Origin of the sequence: Paraclostridium sp., from assembly GCF_051657365.1 — a bacterium.
Classification (GTDB): domain Bacteria; phylum Bacillota; class Clostridia; order Peptostreptococcales; family Peptostreptococcaceae; genus Paraclostridium.
Map to the genome: position 1 here is coordinate 1 of NZ_JBOFKN010000170.1, position 14,772 is coordinate 14,772.

Genomic DNA, 14,772 nt, shown 5'->3' on the forward strand with positions numbered 1-14,772 from the left:
CCATTTGATTTTATATCTCCCTTTAATATAAACATAGGTACAATCAAAATCAAAGCTGTTATATTATATATAATTTTATATTTTAAAGGTTCTTCATTTAATCCATACTTTTTTGATCTATACATTTTCAAATATGTAAGTAATAAAGAAATTATAAATGCACCTAACAATATATAAACAAAATATTTGCTTACTAATGGCTTGTCTAAAAATATATCACAACCTAAAGCAAGTACAGCAACAACTATGCAAAATTTTTTAATAGTTTCTAAATATACTATATGTATTGATGTATTATTTACATAGTCTTCACATAATTTATCACAAAATTCTTTTGGATTAACTACATAATTTTCTAAATCAATATCCTTAGAACTTAAATTCACATACATATTATAAAGTTTTTGGCTAATTCTCCTCTTGTGTGCTTCTAACATTCTTAAGTTTCTTATGTATTTAACCATATCCGTATATATTTGGAAATTTTTCTCCGTATAATTTATATTACTATCCCCCATAAATTCACCCCATTGAATTTTAAATATTTATATATTAATTATATCATATATATTATATGTTTTTTCGAAATTTTCAGATTATGCAAAAAAAAACTCGCTTACTAGCGAGTTAAAGTATACACTTTTTATGTAAGAAGAAAATTTAAAATCTTAGGTATCTTAATTATACCACAATTTACCTAACCTTGTAGCGAATTGGATAAATAAAATAATCTTTTAATTATATTTACTATATTATATCTTTCATTATATTTATAGTATTTTGCAAGCTTTCTTTTAATTCTTTCTTTTTTTCTAAATCTAATGTATCTATTTTATCATTTATTATTTGCATAAATTTTTCAACTTCCTGATTAGCTATAAGCTCTCCTTCTTCTGTTATCCCGTAAAAAGTATTTCTTCTGTCCTTTACATCTTCTTCTCTATACACATAACCTAGTTCTACTAACTTATTTAAAAGTATGCATAAACTTGAAGTCGAAACATATAGCTCTTTGCTTAAATTTTTCAGTTCAATCTTACCTAATTTTTGTATTTCTACTAATGTAAAAAATTGTTTTTTAGTTAATACTTTACCTATTTTATATCTATCTGTATTCGTAGTTTTAATTAAATTTTGATAACTATTCATACTTTGTAGCATCAGTTTTGATATATCTTTATTATCCATTTGCTCACCTCTCTTGATTATACAACGCATTTTTTATTAACCCTATCTATATTATACTATTATTTTTCTAATTTTTTAAGTTACAAATTATTTAGTTATAAAATATTTTCTATATGAAATATTTATATATTAGTTTCTAATTAGATCTAACCTCTTATAATCAAAACATTTTGACCTTAATTATACATATAAATAAGTTATAACTATATATAAACTATATCATTTTTTATAACATAAATAAAAGCCATAGAAATATATCCATTAATTTCTATAGCTTTTATTTATATTTTCTAGCAATCTTTATTATTTTTATTTTCTTCACCATTAATTTTTAACTTTTGAATTTTTTCTAATACTCTAGGGGTTACACTTAAAATATTGTCTACCATGTTTATATTATGATCTAAGCTCATAAGTCTTGTTTCTCCATTTTCAACAACAACAAATGCCACTGGCTGTATTGTAATAGCTCCAGCACTACCTCCAGCAAAATTTGAATCATCATTATTATTTTCATCTTTTTTCCTATTATCTTGACCTCTTGAATATTCTCCTCCACCTATCCCAAACCCTATGGTAACCTTTGATATAGGTACTACAACTGTATTCTCAGCTTTTATCGGATCTCCAATAATAGTATTTGCGTCAATTGTAGTTCTTATAGAATCAAGTGTTGTATCCATTAGATTTTTTATTGAACTTGCTGATCTCATTGCTATTATCCTCCTTGTCATATTTCACTTTTTTATATTTTCTAATTTTAATATAAATTTTTAATATTCCTCTAATTAAGCTAATTAAATCGCTTATAGTTGGGCTTATATGTAATAATCCCGTATACTCTAAGTAGTTTTTTGTATACGAGGGAGTTACTTTTAAGTACATTTTCTCTGGATTGAAATAATTGATTATATTGCCATAAAACATATTAATTAATACATATATAAATGAAGTAAAATATATGTTTTCACTACCATAACTTAAATTTGAATGTATTTCGCTTATTTTAATTTTTTTACTAATTCTATATATAACTAATAAATTTTCTAATTCTATTTTCTTTAAGTCAATTTTCTTTGAATCGCCTTTCTCCTCCTTATTTTGATTATTTGTTTGTTTATTATCATCTTTACTTATAGGGTAAATCGTTTTTGTTATGTTTATCAAATCAAAAAAGCATCTAAAAGATACTTTTATCTCTGCATTTGAATTTTTTACATTTGCACTTACTATTAAATGAATACTTCTACTTAAAATGAAACTTATTATTAATACAATAGGTAAAAAAAACATAATCAAAGAAAGTAAAATAATTATTAAATCTTTATAATTCATATTTATATTATTTTCCATTTTTTCAAAACTATTCATTAAAATTAGTTTAACTTGACTGATTTTATTTATTCATACTTAAAATTCAAATAAAAAAAGTAGATGCTAATTAAATAAACAATTTAATCTTCATCTACTCTTTTATATTTATTCTTTTTCATAATTTTCAATGGGTGGTAAATCCTCTAATTTTTCTATATTTAGTAATTTTAAAAACTCATTAGTAGTTTTATAAATTATAGGTTTACCTATCTTATCTAATCTTCCTGCTTCATAAATAAGTTCATTTTCAAGAAGAGTTTGTATTACTTTATCACTTTTAACTCCTCTTATTTCTTCTAATTCTACTTTTGTTACAGGTTGTTTATAAGCTATTATAGTTAATGTTTCTAAAGTAGCTTGGCTTAAAGTTTTTTTTCTTTTGGGCTCTAACATATTTTTTACAAAAATTGAATACTCTTTATTTGTACACATTTGGTATCTATCCTGTAATTTTATAATTTGGATGCCTCTGTTATTTTCTTTATACTCTTCAATTAAGCTGTTTAACATTATTTCTATTTCTTTTGAAGAAAGCTCTTCATTTATTGCTTCATTTAATTCTTTTATACTTATAGGTTCACTATATGCAAACATTATAGCTTCTATAATATTTCTTATCTCATCACGTCTCATGTTAACTCTCCATATTTCTCTTTATTAAGATATCTTCAAAGAATAAGTCCTGAACAACAAATATTTCATTCGTTTTTATAAGTTCTAATACAGATAAAAATGTTGCTATTATTTCATTTTTTTCATAGTTGCATATTAAACTTGTAAATCTAATATCTTCTTTTTCTTTTATAATATCTCTTACATAGTGCATCTTTTCCTCAACAGATATAATACGAGTTCTAACAATTTTGTTTAACTTATCATCTTTTATTTCTTCTAACTCTTCTTTTTTAACTTTTAATATATGTGGAAGTATTTTTACTATTGCATCTAAAGATATAGTATCTAAATCTAAATTTTCATCTATTACTACTTCTTCTTTTGTTCTATAAAATACATCTTCAATATAAGTTACATTATTTTTCAAATCTTCTGTGGCATTTTTAAATTTCTTATACTCTACAAGTTTTTCCATAAGTTCAAGTCTTGGATCTTCTTCTTCTTCATCATCTCTTTGTTTATATAATAAATACTTAGATTTTATTTGTAAAAGTTTAGATGCCATTGTTATAAATTCACTTGCTATTTCTAAATCAAACTCTTCAAGCATATCTAAATAAGCTAAATATTGCTTTGTTATTTCTATAATAGATATATCCTTTATATCTATTTTATGTTTGGCTATAAGATCATATAGAAGATCTAGTGGCCCTTCATATACCTTAAGTTGTACACTATACTTCATAAATTACCTCTATTTTATATAAAATTGTCCGCTATATTACAAATATATTAACTATACTATATAATACATGCATTATAGGATTTAATATTATTACATGGAAGTTTGTTAGAATTAAAAATATAAATATAATAGTACTCATACTCTCATACTTGTAAACAGCCTCATAATATTTAGGCGGTATAAAACTCGATACTATACCCCATCCATCAAGTGGTGGTAGTGGTAAAAGATTAAATGCTGCAAATCCCATACTATACACGAATATACTATTTAATATAAGCTGTAGCGCTTCTAATTTAACAATTCCAATAAGATTTACAACTATTATAGCTGTTATAACATTAAATAAAGGACCTGCTAATGAAACAATTAAGTTCCCAAGCTTATAATTTTTAAAGTTATTTGGGTTTACTGGAACTGGCTTAGCCCAACCAAAGTGAGCTACTATAAGCATTATAAGCCCTAATGGGTCTACATGCTTCATAGGGTCTAGGGTCATTCTTCCACTCATTTTCGCTGTATCATCACCTAAAAGATGTGCTACATATGCATGCCCAAATTCATGAACAGATATAGCTACTGCTATACCTACTGCAGTTACTAAAAACTGGCTTAACATATTCATTCATTTCTCTCCTATTTTTTAAGTTTTAATATTATTATAACAATATATATACTTATAATCAAATTAAGATTAAAATAACAAAAGACCTAGATAAACTAGGTCTTTTATTTAAAATATACTATCAATAACTCTTTCAAACATTTTAAAGTAACTTGCTTTATTTATATCTTTTTCATTTATAAGGTCAACTTTTCCTACTTGTTTATCACCTTTATAAATACTTATACTTCCTAATTTAGTACCTGCTTGTACAGGTAATTTTAAATTTTTGTCTACATCTATTTTCTTAGTAAAGTCCTTACTTTCACCTTTTTTAATAAGAGCACTTAAATCTTCTTTTGCAATTAAATTAACTTTATTATCCTGTGCTTTATCAAGTGTTAAAGTTGCTATTGTATCTCCTTTAGAACATAATTTTACACTTTCATAATTTGCAAAACCATAACTTAAAAGAGAGGATGCATCTTTAAATCTTTCTTGTGTAGTTGGTGATCCTAAAGTAGCTGCAACTAAATGAGTTTCACCTCTTTTAGCTGATGCTGATAAACAATATTTTGCTTCTTGTGTAAATCCTGTTTTAACTCCCGTAGCACCTTGGTAATGTTTTATCATCTTGTTTGTATTCGCAAGTCCTATAGCTACTCTCTTTTTACCTACTACTATTTGATCCATCCAAGTTGTTAGATATTTAGTTATTTTTTCATGTTTTAACAATTCTTTAGACATTATTGCAATATCATTTGCTGATGTATAATGATTGTCTACTGGTAATCCATTTGTGTTTGCAAAATTGGTATCTTTCATTCCTAATTCTTTAGCTTTTGCATTCATCATAGCCACGAACTCTTCTTCACTTCCAGCTACAAACTCTGCCATAGCTACACAAGCATCATTTGCAGATGCAACAGCTATACCTTTTAAAAGATCATCTACCTTTTGTGTTTCTCCTGGTTCTAAAAATATTTGACTTCCTCCCATTTCTGATGCTCTCTCACTTATTTGAACTTCATCATCTAATTTAATCTTTCCGTTGTCTAAAGCTTCAACTGCAAGTAACATAGTCATTACTTTTGTAACACTTGCTGGAGGAAGTTTTTCATGTGGGTTTTTTTCAAATAGTATCTGTCCACTGCCTACATCCATTAATATAGCAGACTTAGATGATAAGTTTATAGGCGCTTGAGTTTTTTTATCATTTGCAAATGTTTTGCTTCCAAAAGCCATAACAACCATCACCATAGCTAAAACTATACTGGTAAATCGTCTCATTACTTTCACCTCTTGATGTTTTATTTGATACTATTTTTTCACATTTTACCTAATTTTATTCGAAGTATTTAATAAACATCAGTAGTAGTATCTATAGTGACTATTTCCGCATCTGTATTTTCATAAATAAAGTTAGTTATATTATCAATTGTAGAATCTGCTTGCTTATTATCTATACACACTCCACTTATACCAATTACTAAACTTTGATGAATATCTTGATTTTCAATTTCACTAACAGAAACATTAAATGTATTTTGAACTTTTTTAATAAGGCTCTTTATTACCATTCTTTTTTCTTTAAGAGAGTGAACCCAATTTGCTCTTAACTTAACTTTCATAACTATAACTTTCATGTACTCACCAACATTTTATAAATTTTTATTCATTAAATAAGCTTTTACTATTACATAATAAACACATGCTTCATTAAAGTTTTTTATATCCATCCCTAATACATCTTTTATCTTATCTAATCTATATATAAGGGTATTTCTATGAAGATATATATTATTAGATGTCTTAGATATATTAAACCCATTTTCTATAAATGCTATTCCTGTTTCTAGAACTAAGTTATCTATTTTATCTATTAATGTATAATCAAATAAAATAGGATAAACCTTATCTTTGCTAACTAAATCTATCAAATTGTATAAAGCTAAATCATATATATCAAAATATTTTCTATCACTTTGTTCTCTAAATATATATTTTTTTAATTTATTACTTAAATCAATTTTTAAGTCAAACTCTTCCCTACTCTCTATCTTGCCCAAGTTCATTATATATGTTTTTTCATATGTTTCTGTCTCTACAATTTGTGGTGTAAATTGATTTATTAAATCTTGCTCATTAGTATTTAAAATATAATTATTTTTATAATTTATTATGTTTATCTCTTCATACAAACTTTTAAATACCTGATTTAAAATATCTTCATTTTTGTTATTTTGATAAATTAAATAAAAGTTCCCCTTTAAATTGTGATTTATATTGTTTTCTAAAATCTCTATAATATATTTTTCATTATTCCAAACTACTAACTGTTGTGCTTTTTTTAGTACTTCATCACCCTTGTATTTATACAAGTTAACTTTTTTTCCTATCTGTTCTTCAAAAAAATCTGTTAGCCCCTTCAATGTTTCACCTCATATCCCCTATAAGCATGCCAATTTAAATTTTATTATATATATTATAATTTAAAAAACTGCGAAACTAAAGTATATTCTTAGTTTCACAGTTTTTTAAGTTTATTATTTTATAGTTTTAGTAGTTTCTTTGTCAAATACATGAACTTTATTTTTATCTAATGCTAATTTTAAATTTTGTCCGTACTTAACATTATATCTTGAATCAAACCTAGCTGTAACACTTCTTCCTCCAACCTTTAGATATGCGTATACTTCCGCACCCATAAGCTCACTTATGTCTACTAAAGCATCAAATACAGTATCTTGGCTATTGTCTATAAATACATCTTCTATATGGATATCTTCCGGTCTTATACCTAAAACTATTTCTTTTCCTATATATCCATTTTTCTTTAATACTTCAGATTTATTTTTATCTAATGCTATCTTAAAATCTTTAGTCATAGCATATACTATTCCATTTTCTTCTTCTACACCACACTCTATTAAATTCATTTGAGGTGCGCCTATAAATCCTGCAACAAACATATTAGCTGGATTATCATATACTTGTTGTGGTGTATCTATTTGTTGTATTACACCATCTTTCATTATAACTATTCTATCTGCCATAGTCATAGCTTCAACCTGATCATGTGTTACATATATAAAAGTTGTTCCAAGTTTTTTATGAAGTTTAGTTATCTCCGTTCTCATAGCTGTCCTAAGCTTCGCATCTAAGTTTGATAAAGGCTCATCCATTAAAAATACTTTGGGATTTCTAACTATAGCTCTACCTAGTGCAACCCTCTGTCTTTGTCCTCCAGATAATGCTTTTGGCTTTCTATCTAAAACTGGCTCTAAATCTAATACTCTTGCTGCTTCTTTTACTTTTGCATCTATTTCAGCTTTTGGTATCTTTCTTAATTTAAGCGCAAATGCCATATTTTCATAAACACTTAAATGCGGATATAAAGCATAGTTTTGGAAAACCATAGCTATATCTCTGTCTTTTGGTGCTACGTCATTTACTATTTTATCTCCTATATATAATTCCCCTGAGCTTATCTCTTCAAGTCCTGCTATCATTCTTAAAGTAGTTGATTTTCCACATCCTGATGGACCTACTAAAACAACAAACTCTTTATCTTGTATATCAATGTTTACATCCTTTACAGCTTCATATCCATTATCATATGATTTTCCTATACTCTTTAAAGTTACCTCTGCCATTTAAATCTCCCCCAACTATATTTAATATAGTTAAAGTATAATTCAAAAACGTTTTCACAGCTATGGTCATATTGACTAAATAAATTCATATAAATTGTACAAGTAATGATTAATTGTAATCTTCGTATACTGCAGATGCTAAAATTTTATTTACTTTTTCCATCATAGATGTAAATTTATATTCACATTCTATATATTTACTTAAATCTTTATTATTTGATATAGTGTTTTTTAAATCTTCAGCTATTCTTAAAGTTTTTTTATCTATACCTATTCCATTTAAACTCTTAGATTTTATTTCCATCTGTACGCTTCTATGATTACTCAAAATAACTTCATAATTTGGATTGTTTTTCACAATTTTCATATACTTTCTAAAATCTTTATATTCTTTGCTACTTTTTATATCACTTGCAAGCTTTGTAGTACTATCATAAACCCCCATATGTTTCCTCCCATAAAAAAAGATTGAATATAATATATTATATTCAATCTTTTTTATTTATACCTCCATTATAATAGGAAGTATCATAGGATTTCTCTTAGTTCTTTGATATAAGTACTCTTTTAGATTATCCTTTATGTTATTTTTTAAATAAGCCCACTCTTTTATATGACTTTGTTCGCAAGCTATTAATACATTCTTAATTACAGTTTTAGCTCCATCCATTAAATCTTCAGATTCTCTTACATAAACGAATCCTCTAGATATTATATCTGGTCCTGCTAAAACTTTTCCATCTTCTTTAGATATAGTAACTACAACTATCATAAGACCATCTTCTGATAAATGCTTTCTATCTCTTAATACTATATTTCCAACATCTCCAACTCCAAGCCCATCAACTAACACATTTCCAGTTGGAACATGAGATGTAACTTTTGCTGAAGTTTTATCTATTTCTAAAACTTCTCCAGTTTTCATAACAAATATGTTTTGACTTGGCATTCCTAATTCTTCTGCAATTTCTGCATGTTTCTTCAACATTCTAAATTCACCATGTGCTGGCATAAAGAATTTTGGAGCAACTAATCTATGCATTAATTTTAATTCTTCTTGTCTTGCATGTCCTGAAACATGTATATCAGCTGCATCGTCATATACAACTTCTGCACCTTTTTCAAATAAACTATTTACAACTTTAGATATAAGCTTTTCATTCCCTGGTATTGGATGAGCAGATATTATTATTAAATCGCCTTGTCTTATTTCTACTTTTTTATGTTCAGCAACTGCCATTCTTGCAAGTGCTGACATAGGCTCTCCTTGAGATCCTGTCGTTATTATAACTAGTTCATTGTCTTCATATTTATGGATATCATTTAAATCTATTATCATCTCATCTTCGATATCTATATAACCTAACTCTCTTGCTACCCCCATAACATTTACCATAGATCTACCTGAAACTGCAACTTTTCTATTAAACTTTTGAGCTGCATTAACAATTTGTTGTAGTCTGTGTATATTAGAAGCAAATGTAGCAACTATTATTCTACTATTGCTAGCTTTTGCAAATAATCCATCTAATCCTGTACCTACAGTTCTCTCTGACGGATTATACCCTGGTTTTTCAACGTTTGTACTATCTGCAAGCATTAATAATACACCTTTTTTACTTAGTTCACATATTCTTTGGAAGTCCATAACTTCTCCATCTATAGGAGTTAAATCTATTTTGAAATCTCCTGTATGGAATATTATTCCTTGATCTGTATGAACCGCTATAGCACAAGCATCTGGTATACTATGATTTACCTTTAAAAACTCAATATCAAAGTTCTTAAGGTTTATAATTTGTTGAGGAGTTATAACATTTAAATTAACATGGTTTAATTTATGTTCTTTTAATTTAACTTGTATAAGACCTACAGTAAGTTTAGAAGCATAAACCGGAACATTTATCTTTTTTAATACATAAGGTAACGCTCCTATATGATCCTCGTGACCATGTGTTATAAATATTCCCTTTACTCTGTCTTTGTTTTTAACTAAGTAAGTTATATCTGGTATAACTATATCTACCCCTAGCATCTCTTCTTCTGGGAAACTTAACCCTGAATCTATAACGATAATTTCATCTTTATATTCAATAACAGTCATGTTCTTCCCGATTTCGTTTAGCCCTCCCAGAGCCATAACTTTTATTTTATTCAAACTCTTTTTGAACAATTGCATCATCTCCTTTTGTCTATATCTTTTCGCACTTTAAATTTTCGCACTTTAAAACGTTTTTTACTAACTATACAAATAATATCAAATCACGCACTCTTTACCAGTTACTATAATTGTAACACAACTTGAACTATATTTTAAGATATATTTAAAATACATTTACCGTATTGTTTTGACAAACTATAATTATTTTGGTATTCTCAAACTATAATATTTACAGGAGGTTCTAATGCGTGGTAAAACTCACTTCACTATTGGTGTGCTAACTTCTTTGCAAGCATCTATGCTATTTAACAGACCTCTTTCTCTTATGGATATTGTAGTTTGTTCTTTATTCTCAATATTACCTGATTTGGACACATCCAATTCTATTATCTCTAATACAATTTTAAATCATAATGTTTCGAAAAAAATTTATAAAATCGTTATATATACTATAAATATACTAATTTTTTTAATATCTATCAAAATAAATAATAATTTTTTAGTAAGTTCTGTAGTAACTTTCATAGCAATAATTATTCTAGAAGCTAAAATAACACATGGTTTTTTAAGAAAATTATTTTTATCACTAATATTTATATTATTAGCAATTTCTATATATCTAATTAATGGTAAATTTTATTTTATATTATTTAGCCTTATACTAGCATCATTTCCATGGTTAAAACACAGAAAACTTTCTCATAGTTTATTAGCAATTTTAATAATTAGTTTTTTACTTAAACAAATAGAATTAATAACTAATATATCGAATTTATGTTTTTTTGGAACTATTGGATATGCATCTCATTTATTTTTAGGCGATATATTCACAAAATCAGGTATACCACTTTTTTATCCTATTAGTGAAAAGAAATTTTCACTTGGATTTTTAAGAGTTGGAGGGTATTTTAGTAATATTTTAGAAATTATTTTCGTTATTTTTTTAGTCTTTTTAATTTTGTTAACTTTAATAAAATTTTAAGAAGCTGCCTCGTTATAGTAGATTTTTTACTACTTTATTTGAGACAGCTCTTTTTTATTTACAATCTTCGCATAATCCGTAAAATTTAAGATCGTGATCTAATATACTAAAATTATATAAATTTTGTATTTCTAATTCGATAGAATCTAATAAATCTTCTTTTACTTCTATTATTTTTCCACAGTTTTTACATATTAAATGATGATGATTATGTGCATCTGAATCATCTAAGTCAATTTCATATCTTATGCAGCCATCATCTAAATTCAATTTAGAAATTGCCCCTACTTCATCTAATAATTGCATAGTTCTATAAACTGTAGCTAGTCCTATTTCTGGACAATCAATTCTGACTAAATCATATATTTCTTCACTGCTTAAATGTTTATCCTTATGTTTTAATAAGGTCTCTATGATCGCTCTTCTCTGCGGCGTTATTTTAAATCCCGTTTCTTTTAATTTTTCCTTTAAAACATCCATTTGACTCATAAACCTTTACCACCTTTATTTTCAACTGATAATCTTTATTAATTATTTTAATTCATACCGTTGATTTTGTCAATATTGTACATAGTTATAATACTTTAAATTAAATAAAAGTAAAGATGATATCACCTCTACTTTTATGAATATACCCAAAATCAGGTTTGTTTAATAATGTTTTTATTTGCTGTATATAAATTTTTTCAAAATTTTCAAATTTTCTGTTTTATTCCATTTTACTACAAAGCTATTATCTTTAGCTAATCTTCCTGATTCTCTATATTCTTCTAGTGGAAATTCCATTTGTTTTATATCATAATTATATATTTCCTTAGATGCTGTTGCTAATTTAATTAACTTAGGTATTGATATATTAATATCTAAATAAGGTAACATTTGTTTTATAACCTTAGGATAATCATTAATAGGTAATTCAATTAATTCATTAGCTATGCTTTTTAATACATCTCTTTGTCTTTGGTCCCTTTCATATATACTGTCAATTTGCCTTATTCTTGCATATGCTAATGCTTGATATCCATTTAATAACTGTTTTCCATCATTTCTTATAAATTGAGGTTCCTCAGCTTCTTTATTTGATAAATTAAAAGAATTAACTATAACATCATTTAAATGACTTATTTCATTTTCATGTATGTCTATTTCTACTCCGCCTAATATATCTACTAAATCTATAAATGAATTAAAATTTACAGCAATATAGTCATTTATTTCTATTTTTAAATTTTTTTCAAGTGTCTCTAAGAGTAACTCCGCTTGTCCATAAGCATATGCATGCGTTAATTTTTCATATCCATGTCCCGGTATGTTAACTAATGTATCTCTTGCTAGAGATGTTAATTTAATATTTTTATTTTTGTTGTCTATAGTTAATATCATCATAGAATCTGATCTTCCAATTTTATCGAAGTTTTCAGAATCACTACCTATTAATAATATATTATATATATCTTTGCTTTTTTGTATTTTCTCTTGATTTACACTATTTTCAACCTTTTTTTCACTTATTTGATTTGTAAATTTATTATAATTGCTTAAAGCATATATATTGGTTATAGTAGAACTAATTAAAACTACCGCACTTAAAGTTATACAATATTTTTTAAATTTATTCATATTCATTTCCCCTTACATATTCATTAACTTTATTTTAACCATATAAATAAATTTAAATCTTTTTTTGTAAATATTTAGAATTATTTTCTATATATTTAATGCCAAATCAAATATTATAGTTTTAATAGTTGCAAAAAATTCTCTCGCATAATAAACAGGTATAAACTGACTTATAGAATTGCTTGAATAAAAATTGACATTGTTATATCCATTTTTTTTAGCTAAAATGTAACTCCTGAAACTATGAAAATCTGTAGTTACAACTTTTACTTTCAAATCTTTTACACTTTTATTGCTATGTTGTTCTATTTTTTCCTTACTGTATTTAAAGTTTTCATATGTACTAGTCGATTTATCCTCTATTATTATTTTATCTTTAGGTACTTTATGTTCTACTAAATATTTCTTCATAGCTTCAGCTTCAGATATATTTTCATCGCTACCTTGACCTCCTGATACAACTATATAACAATCATCTTTACTTTTTTTAATGTATTCTATAGCCTTATCTAATCGTCCTCTTAAAGTCAGGCTAGGTGTAGTATTTTTAACTGAAGCACCTAGTATTACCAAGTAATCACATTCATCTTTAATATTTGATTTTGGGAAAAATATCAAGATTGATTCTACAAGTAAAAATACCGATATTGATATAACCATTATAAAATTAAATATTTTTATATATTTTTTTTCTAAGTGTATTTTATTTTTAATAAAATAATAAATTATCAATGCTATTCCTATAATTATAAAAAATTTATCAAAAGCCATTCCATTATAAACTATTTCTAAATAGAAATAATATATAGAAAATATAAGCCCAACTATCAAATCTAAATAACTAATCATTAAAACCCTCCTATTTAAAAACTCATTTTGCTCAAGCATCAATATATAAATTATAAATCATATAATTTATATATTCTTAGTATGTAAAAAAGGAGTATCATCTAGATACTCCTATTTATAAACTATACAATTTTGAATTTTAATTATTCTTCGTCGTAGTCTAGTCCTTCTTCTTCCATTAAAGTATTATAAACTGCTACAACAGTTTCATACTCTTCGTCATTTTCAAGAGGAGTTAATATATCTCCTTCTTCATCTGTATCAATTCTGAATATTAAAGCTTCTTCTGCTTCATTATCATCTAAAGGCATAAGTATAGCATATTCTTTTCCTTCTGCTTCTAAAGTTAATATTATTTCAAATTGTATTTCGTTTCCATCTTGGTCTATTAAGTTTACTATGTTTTCTTGCATGTTATTCACCTCAAAGTTTAATTATTTAAATATATTATAACGTATATCTACGTTATTTTATATATGTTTTAGAAAATTCTTTTGCTATCTAAGTATCCTTGTAAAATTATTACAGCAGCTAGCATATCTATTACTTTCTTTCTTTTTTCTCTTCTAACATCTGCTTCTATTAAAGATCTCTCAGCAGCAACTGTAGATAATCTCTCATCCCAGTACTCTATCTTTATACCAGTTTCTTGCTCTAAAAGTTCACAAAACTTTATAACTTTTTCTCCCTGAGGACCTATAGTTCCATTCATATTTTTAGGCATCCCTGATACTATTTTATTTACTTGTCTTTCTTTTATGATAGCTTTTAATTCTTCTATATCTTTCTTCTTACCCACTCTTCTAACAGTCTTAACACCTTGAGCAGTAATTCCCATAAGATCGCTAACTGCAACTCCTATAGTTTTATCTCCAACATCAAGACCCATTATTCTTCCGTCTAATATCATTAAGTTCTCCTTGATTAATCAAATTTCTTAAGTTTTCACTATATGTATATACTATATTCTTATTCTAC

19 protein-coding genes are annotated in these 14,772 nt (G+C 26.1%); 1 reads left to right on the forward strand and 18 read right to left on the reverse strand.

The genetic code is table 11. The annotated features are described in order from the left end of the window. The 13 genes from ACRCYC_RS13015 to ACRCYC_RS13075 form a co-directional block, all read right to left on the reverse strand. Nucleotides 1-518 (reverse strand): hypothetical protein (locus tag ACRCYC_RS13015; protein WP_438619565.1); only part of this gene is annotated, 518 nt, incomplete at its 3' end. A 229-nt stretch (nt 519-747) separates the two neighbouring features. After that, entirely contained in the window at nt 748-1,188 is a 441-nt protein-coding gene (locus tag ACRCYC_RS13020; RefSeq protein WP_438619566.1) for a MarR family winged helix-turn-helix transcriptional regulator, read from the reverse strand. A 290-nt stretch (nt 1,189-1,478) separates the two neighbouring features. Next, nucleotides 1,479-1,901 carry a GerW family sporulation protein gene (ytfJ, locus tag ACRCYC_RS13025; RefSeq protein ID WP_438619567.1) on the reverse strand — a complete coding sequence of 141 codons (423 nt, stop codon included), beginning with the start codon at nt 1,899-1,901 and terminating at the stop codon, nt 1,479-1,481. Next, entirely contained in the window at nt 1,855-2,559 is a 705-nt protein-coding gene (locus tag ACRCYC_RS13030; RefSeq protein ID WP_438619568.1) for a DUF2953 domain-containing protein, read from the reverse strand. Before ACRCYC_RS13030 ends, ytfJ begins: the two co-directional genes overlap by 47 nt. Before the next feature lie 108 nt (nt 2,560-2,667). Then, the gene (scpB, locus tag ACRCYC_RS13035; RefSeq protein WP_438619569.1) at nt 2,668-3,195 is read right to left on the reverse strand and encodes an SMC-Scp complex subunit ScpB; all 528 of its coding nucleotides are present in this window, start codon (nt 3,193-3,195) and stop codon (nt 2,668-2,670) included. A gap of 1 nt (nt 3,196) precedes the next feature. Next, nucleotides 3,197-3,922, reverse strand: a complete 726-nt coding sequence (locus ACRCYC_RS13040) for a segregation and condensation protein A (RefSeq protein WP_438619570.1) — start codon at nt 3,920-3,922, stop codon at nt 3,197-3,199. Nucleotides 3,923-3,953: 31 nt separating this feature from the next. Continuing rightward, nucleotides 3,954-4,547 carry a site-2 protease family protein gene (locus ACRCYC_RS13045; protein ID WP_438619571.1) on the reverse strand — a complete coding sequence of 198 codons (594 nt, stop codon included), beginning with the start codon at nt 4,545-4,547 and terminating at the stop codon, nt 3,954-3,956. A gap of 108 nt (nt 4,548-4,655) precedes the next feature. After that, nucleotides 4,656-5,816 (reverse strand): D-alanyl-D-alanine carboxypeptidase family protein, encoded by a 1,161-nt coding sequence (locus tag ACRCYC_RS13050; RefSeq protein WP_438619572.1) that lies wholly within the window; start codon nt 5,814-5,816, stop codon nt 4,656-4,658. 68 nt (nt 5,817-5,884) lie between these two features. Continuing rightward, the gene (locus tag ACRCYC_RS13055; protein WP_438619573.1) at nt 5,885-6,172 is read right to left on the reverse strand and encodes a DUF503 domain-containing protein; all 288 of its coding nucleotides are present in this window, start codon (nt 6,170-6,172) and stop codon (nt 5,885-5,887) included. Between the two features lie 15 nt (nt 6,173-6,187). Next, on the reverse strand, nt 6,188-6,958 hold the full coding sequence (locus ACRCYC_RS13060; RefSeq protein WP_438619574.1) for a PucR family transcriptional regulator: 771 nt from the start codon (nt 6,956-6,958) through the stop codon (nt 6,188-6,190). 114 nt (nt 6,959-7,072) lie between these two features. After that, nucleotides 7,073-8,182: an ABC transporter ATP-binding protein gene (locus ACRCYC_RS13065; RefSeq protein ID WP_438619575.1), complete on the reverse strand. Its 1,110-nt coding sequence runs from the start codon at nt 8,180-8,182 to the stop codon at nt 7,073-7,075. A 109-nt stretch (nt 8,183-8,291) separates the two neighbouring features. Further along, complete coding sequence (locus ACRCYC_RS13070; RefSeq protein ID WP_438619576.1) at nt 8,292-8,627, reverse strand: YlbF family regulator; 336 nt, start codon at nt 8,625-8,627, stop codon at nt 8,292-8,294. A gap of 57 nt (nt 8,628-8,684) precedes the next feature. Beyond that, nucleotides 8,685-10,361, reverse strand: coding sequence for a ribonuclease J (locus ACRCYC_RS13075; protein ID WP_438619645.1), 1,677 nt, complete (start codon nt 10,359-10,361; stop codon nt 8,685-8,687). A 226-nt stretch (nt 10,362-10,587) separates the two neighbouring features. On the opposite strand from ACRCYC_RS13075, the gene ACRCYC_RS13080 reads away from it, so the two are divergent. Continuing rightward, a complete protein-coding gene (locus ACRCYC_RS13080; protein WP_332587090.1) occupies nt 10,588-11,325 on the forward strand; it encodes a metal-dependent hydrolase in 738 nt (245 codons plus the stop codon). Nucleotides 11,326-11,379: 54 nt separating this feature from the next. On the opposite strand, the gene ACRCYC_RS13085 is transcribed toward ACRCYC_RS13080, so the two are convergent. From ACRCYC_RS13085 to ruvX, 5 genes are all read right to left on the reverse strand, one after another. Next, a complete protein-coding gene (locus ACRCYC_RS13085; RefSeq protein ID WP_438619577.1) occupies nt 11,380-11,814 on the reverse strand; it encodes a Fur family transcriptional regulator in 435 nt (144 codons plus the stop codon). A 174-nt stretch (nt 11,815-11,988) separates the two neighbouring features. After that, complete coding sequence (locus tag ACRCYC_RS13090) at nt 11,989-12,945, reverse strand: LCP family protein (protein WP_438619578.1); 957 nt, start codon at nt 12,943-12,945, stop codon at nt 11,989-11,991. Between the two features lie 87 nt (nt 12,946-13,032). Further along, the gene (locus tag ACRCYC_RS13095) at nt 13,033-13,794 is read right to left on the reverse strand and encodes a YdcF family protein (RefSeq protein WP_438619579.1); all 762 of its coding nucleotides are present in this window, start codon (nt 13,792-13,794) and stop codon (nt 13,033-13,035) included. 143 nt (nt 13,795-13,937) lie between these two features. Next, the gene (locus tag ACRCYC_RS13100) at nt 13,938-14,207 is read right to left on the reverse strand and encodes a DUF1292 domain-containing protein (RefSeq protein ID WP_438619580.1); all 270 of its coding nucleotides are present in this window, start codon (nt 14,205-14,207) and stop codon (nt 13,938-13,940) included. A 68-nt stretch (nt 14,208-14,275) separates the two neighbouring features. Continuing rightward, nucleotides 14,276-14,701: a Holliday junction resolvase RuvX gene (gene ruvX / locus ACRCYC_RS13105; RefSeq protein WP_438619646.1), complete on the reverse strand. Its 426-nt coding sequence runs from the start codon at nt 14,699-14,701 to the stop codon at nt 14,276-14,278. Nucleotides 14,702-14,772: the final 71 nt, after the last annotated feature.

Bases quoted from the DNA above. Each gene is read 5' to 3' on its own strand.
- ACRCYC_RS13020 (WP_438619566.1), bottom strand. From the start codon at position 1,188: ATGGATAATAAAGATATATCAAAACTGATGCTACAAAGTATGAATAGT.
- ytfJ (WP_438619567.1), bottom strand. From the start codon at position 1,901: ATGAGATCAGCAAGTTCAATAAAAAATCTAATGGATACAACACTTGAT.
- ACRCYC_RS13030 (WP_438619568.1), bottom strand. From the start codon at position 2,559: ATGAATAGTTTTGAAAAAATGGAAAATAATATAAATATGAATTATAAA.
- scpB (WP_438619569.1), bottom strand. From the start codon at position 3,195: ATGAGACGTGATGAGATAAGAAATATTATAGAAGCTATAATGTTTGCA.
- ACRCYC_RS13040 (WP_438619570.1), bottom strand. From the start codon at position 3,922: ATGAAGTATAGTGTACAACTTAAGGTATATGAAGGGCCACTAGATCTT.
- ACRCYC_RS13045 (WP_438619571.1), bottom strand. From the start codon at position 4,547: ATGAATATGTTAAGCCAGTTTTTAGTAACTGCAGTAGGTATAGCAGTA.
- ACRCYC_RS13050 (WP_438619572.1), bottom strand. From the start codon at position 5,816: ATGAGACGATTTACCAGTATAGTTTTAGCTATGGTGATGGTTGTTATG.
- ACRCYC_RS13055 (WP_438619573.1), bottom strand. From the start codon at position 6,172: ATGAAAGTTATAGTTATGAAAGTTAAGTTAAGAGCAAATTGGGTTCAC.
- ACRCYC_RS13065 (WP_438619575.1), bottom strand. From the start codon at position 8,182: ATGGCAGAGGTAACTTTAAAGAGTATAGGAAAATCATATGATAATGGA.
- ACRCYC_RS13070 (WP_438619576.1), bottom strand. From the start codon at position 8,627: ATGGGGGTTTATGATAGTACTACAAAGCTTGCAAGTGATATAAAAAGT.
- ACRCYC_RS13075 (WP_438619645.1), bottom strand. From the start codon at position 10,361: ATGCAATTGTTCAAAAAGAGTTTGAATAAAATAAAAGTTATGGCTCTG.
- ACRCYC_RS13080 (WP_332587090.1), top strand. From the start codon at position 10,588: ATGCGTGGTAAAACTCACTTCACTATTGGTGTGCTAACTTCTTTGCAA.
- ACRCYC_RS13085 (WP_438619577.1), bottom strand. From the start codon at position 11,814: ATGAGTCAAATGGATGTTTTAAAGGAAAAATTAAAAGAAACGGGATTT.
- ACRCYC_RS13090 (WP_438619578.1), bottom strand. From the start codon at position 12,945: ATGAATAAATTTAAAAAATATTGTATAACTTTAAGTGCGGTAGTTTTA.
- ACRCYC_RS13095 (WP_438619579.1), bottom strand. From the start codon at position 13,794: ATGATTAGTTATTTAGATTTGATAGTTGGGCTTATATTTTCTATATAT.
- ACRCYC_RS13100 (WP_438619580.1), bottom strand. From the start codon at position 14,207: ATGCAAGAAAACATAGTAAACTTAATAGACCAAGATGGAAACGAAATA.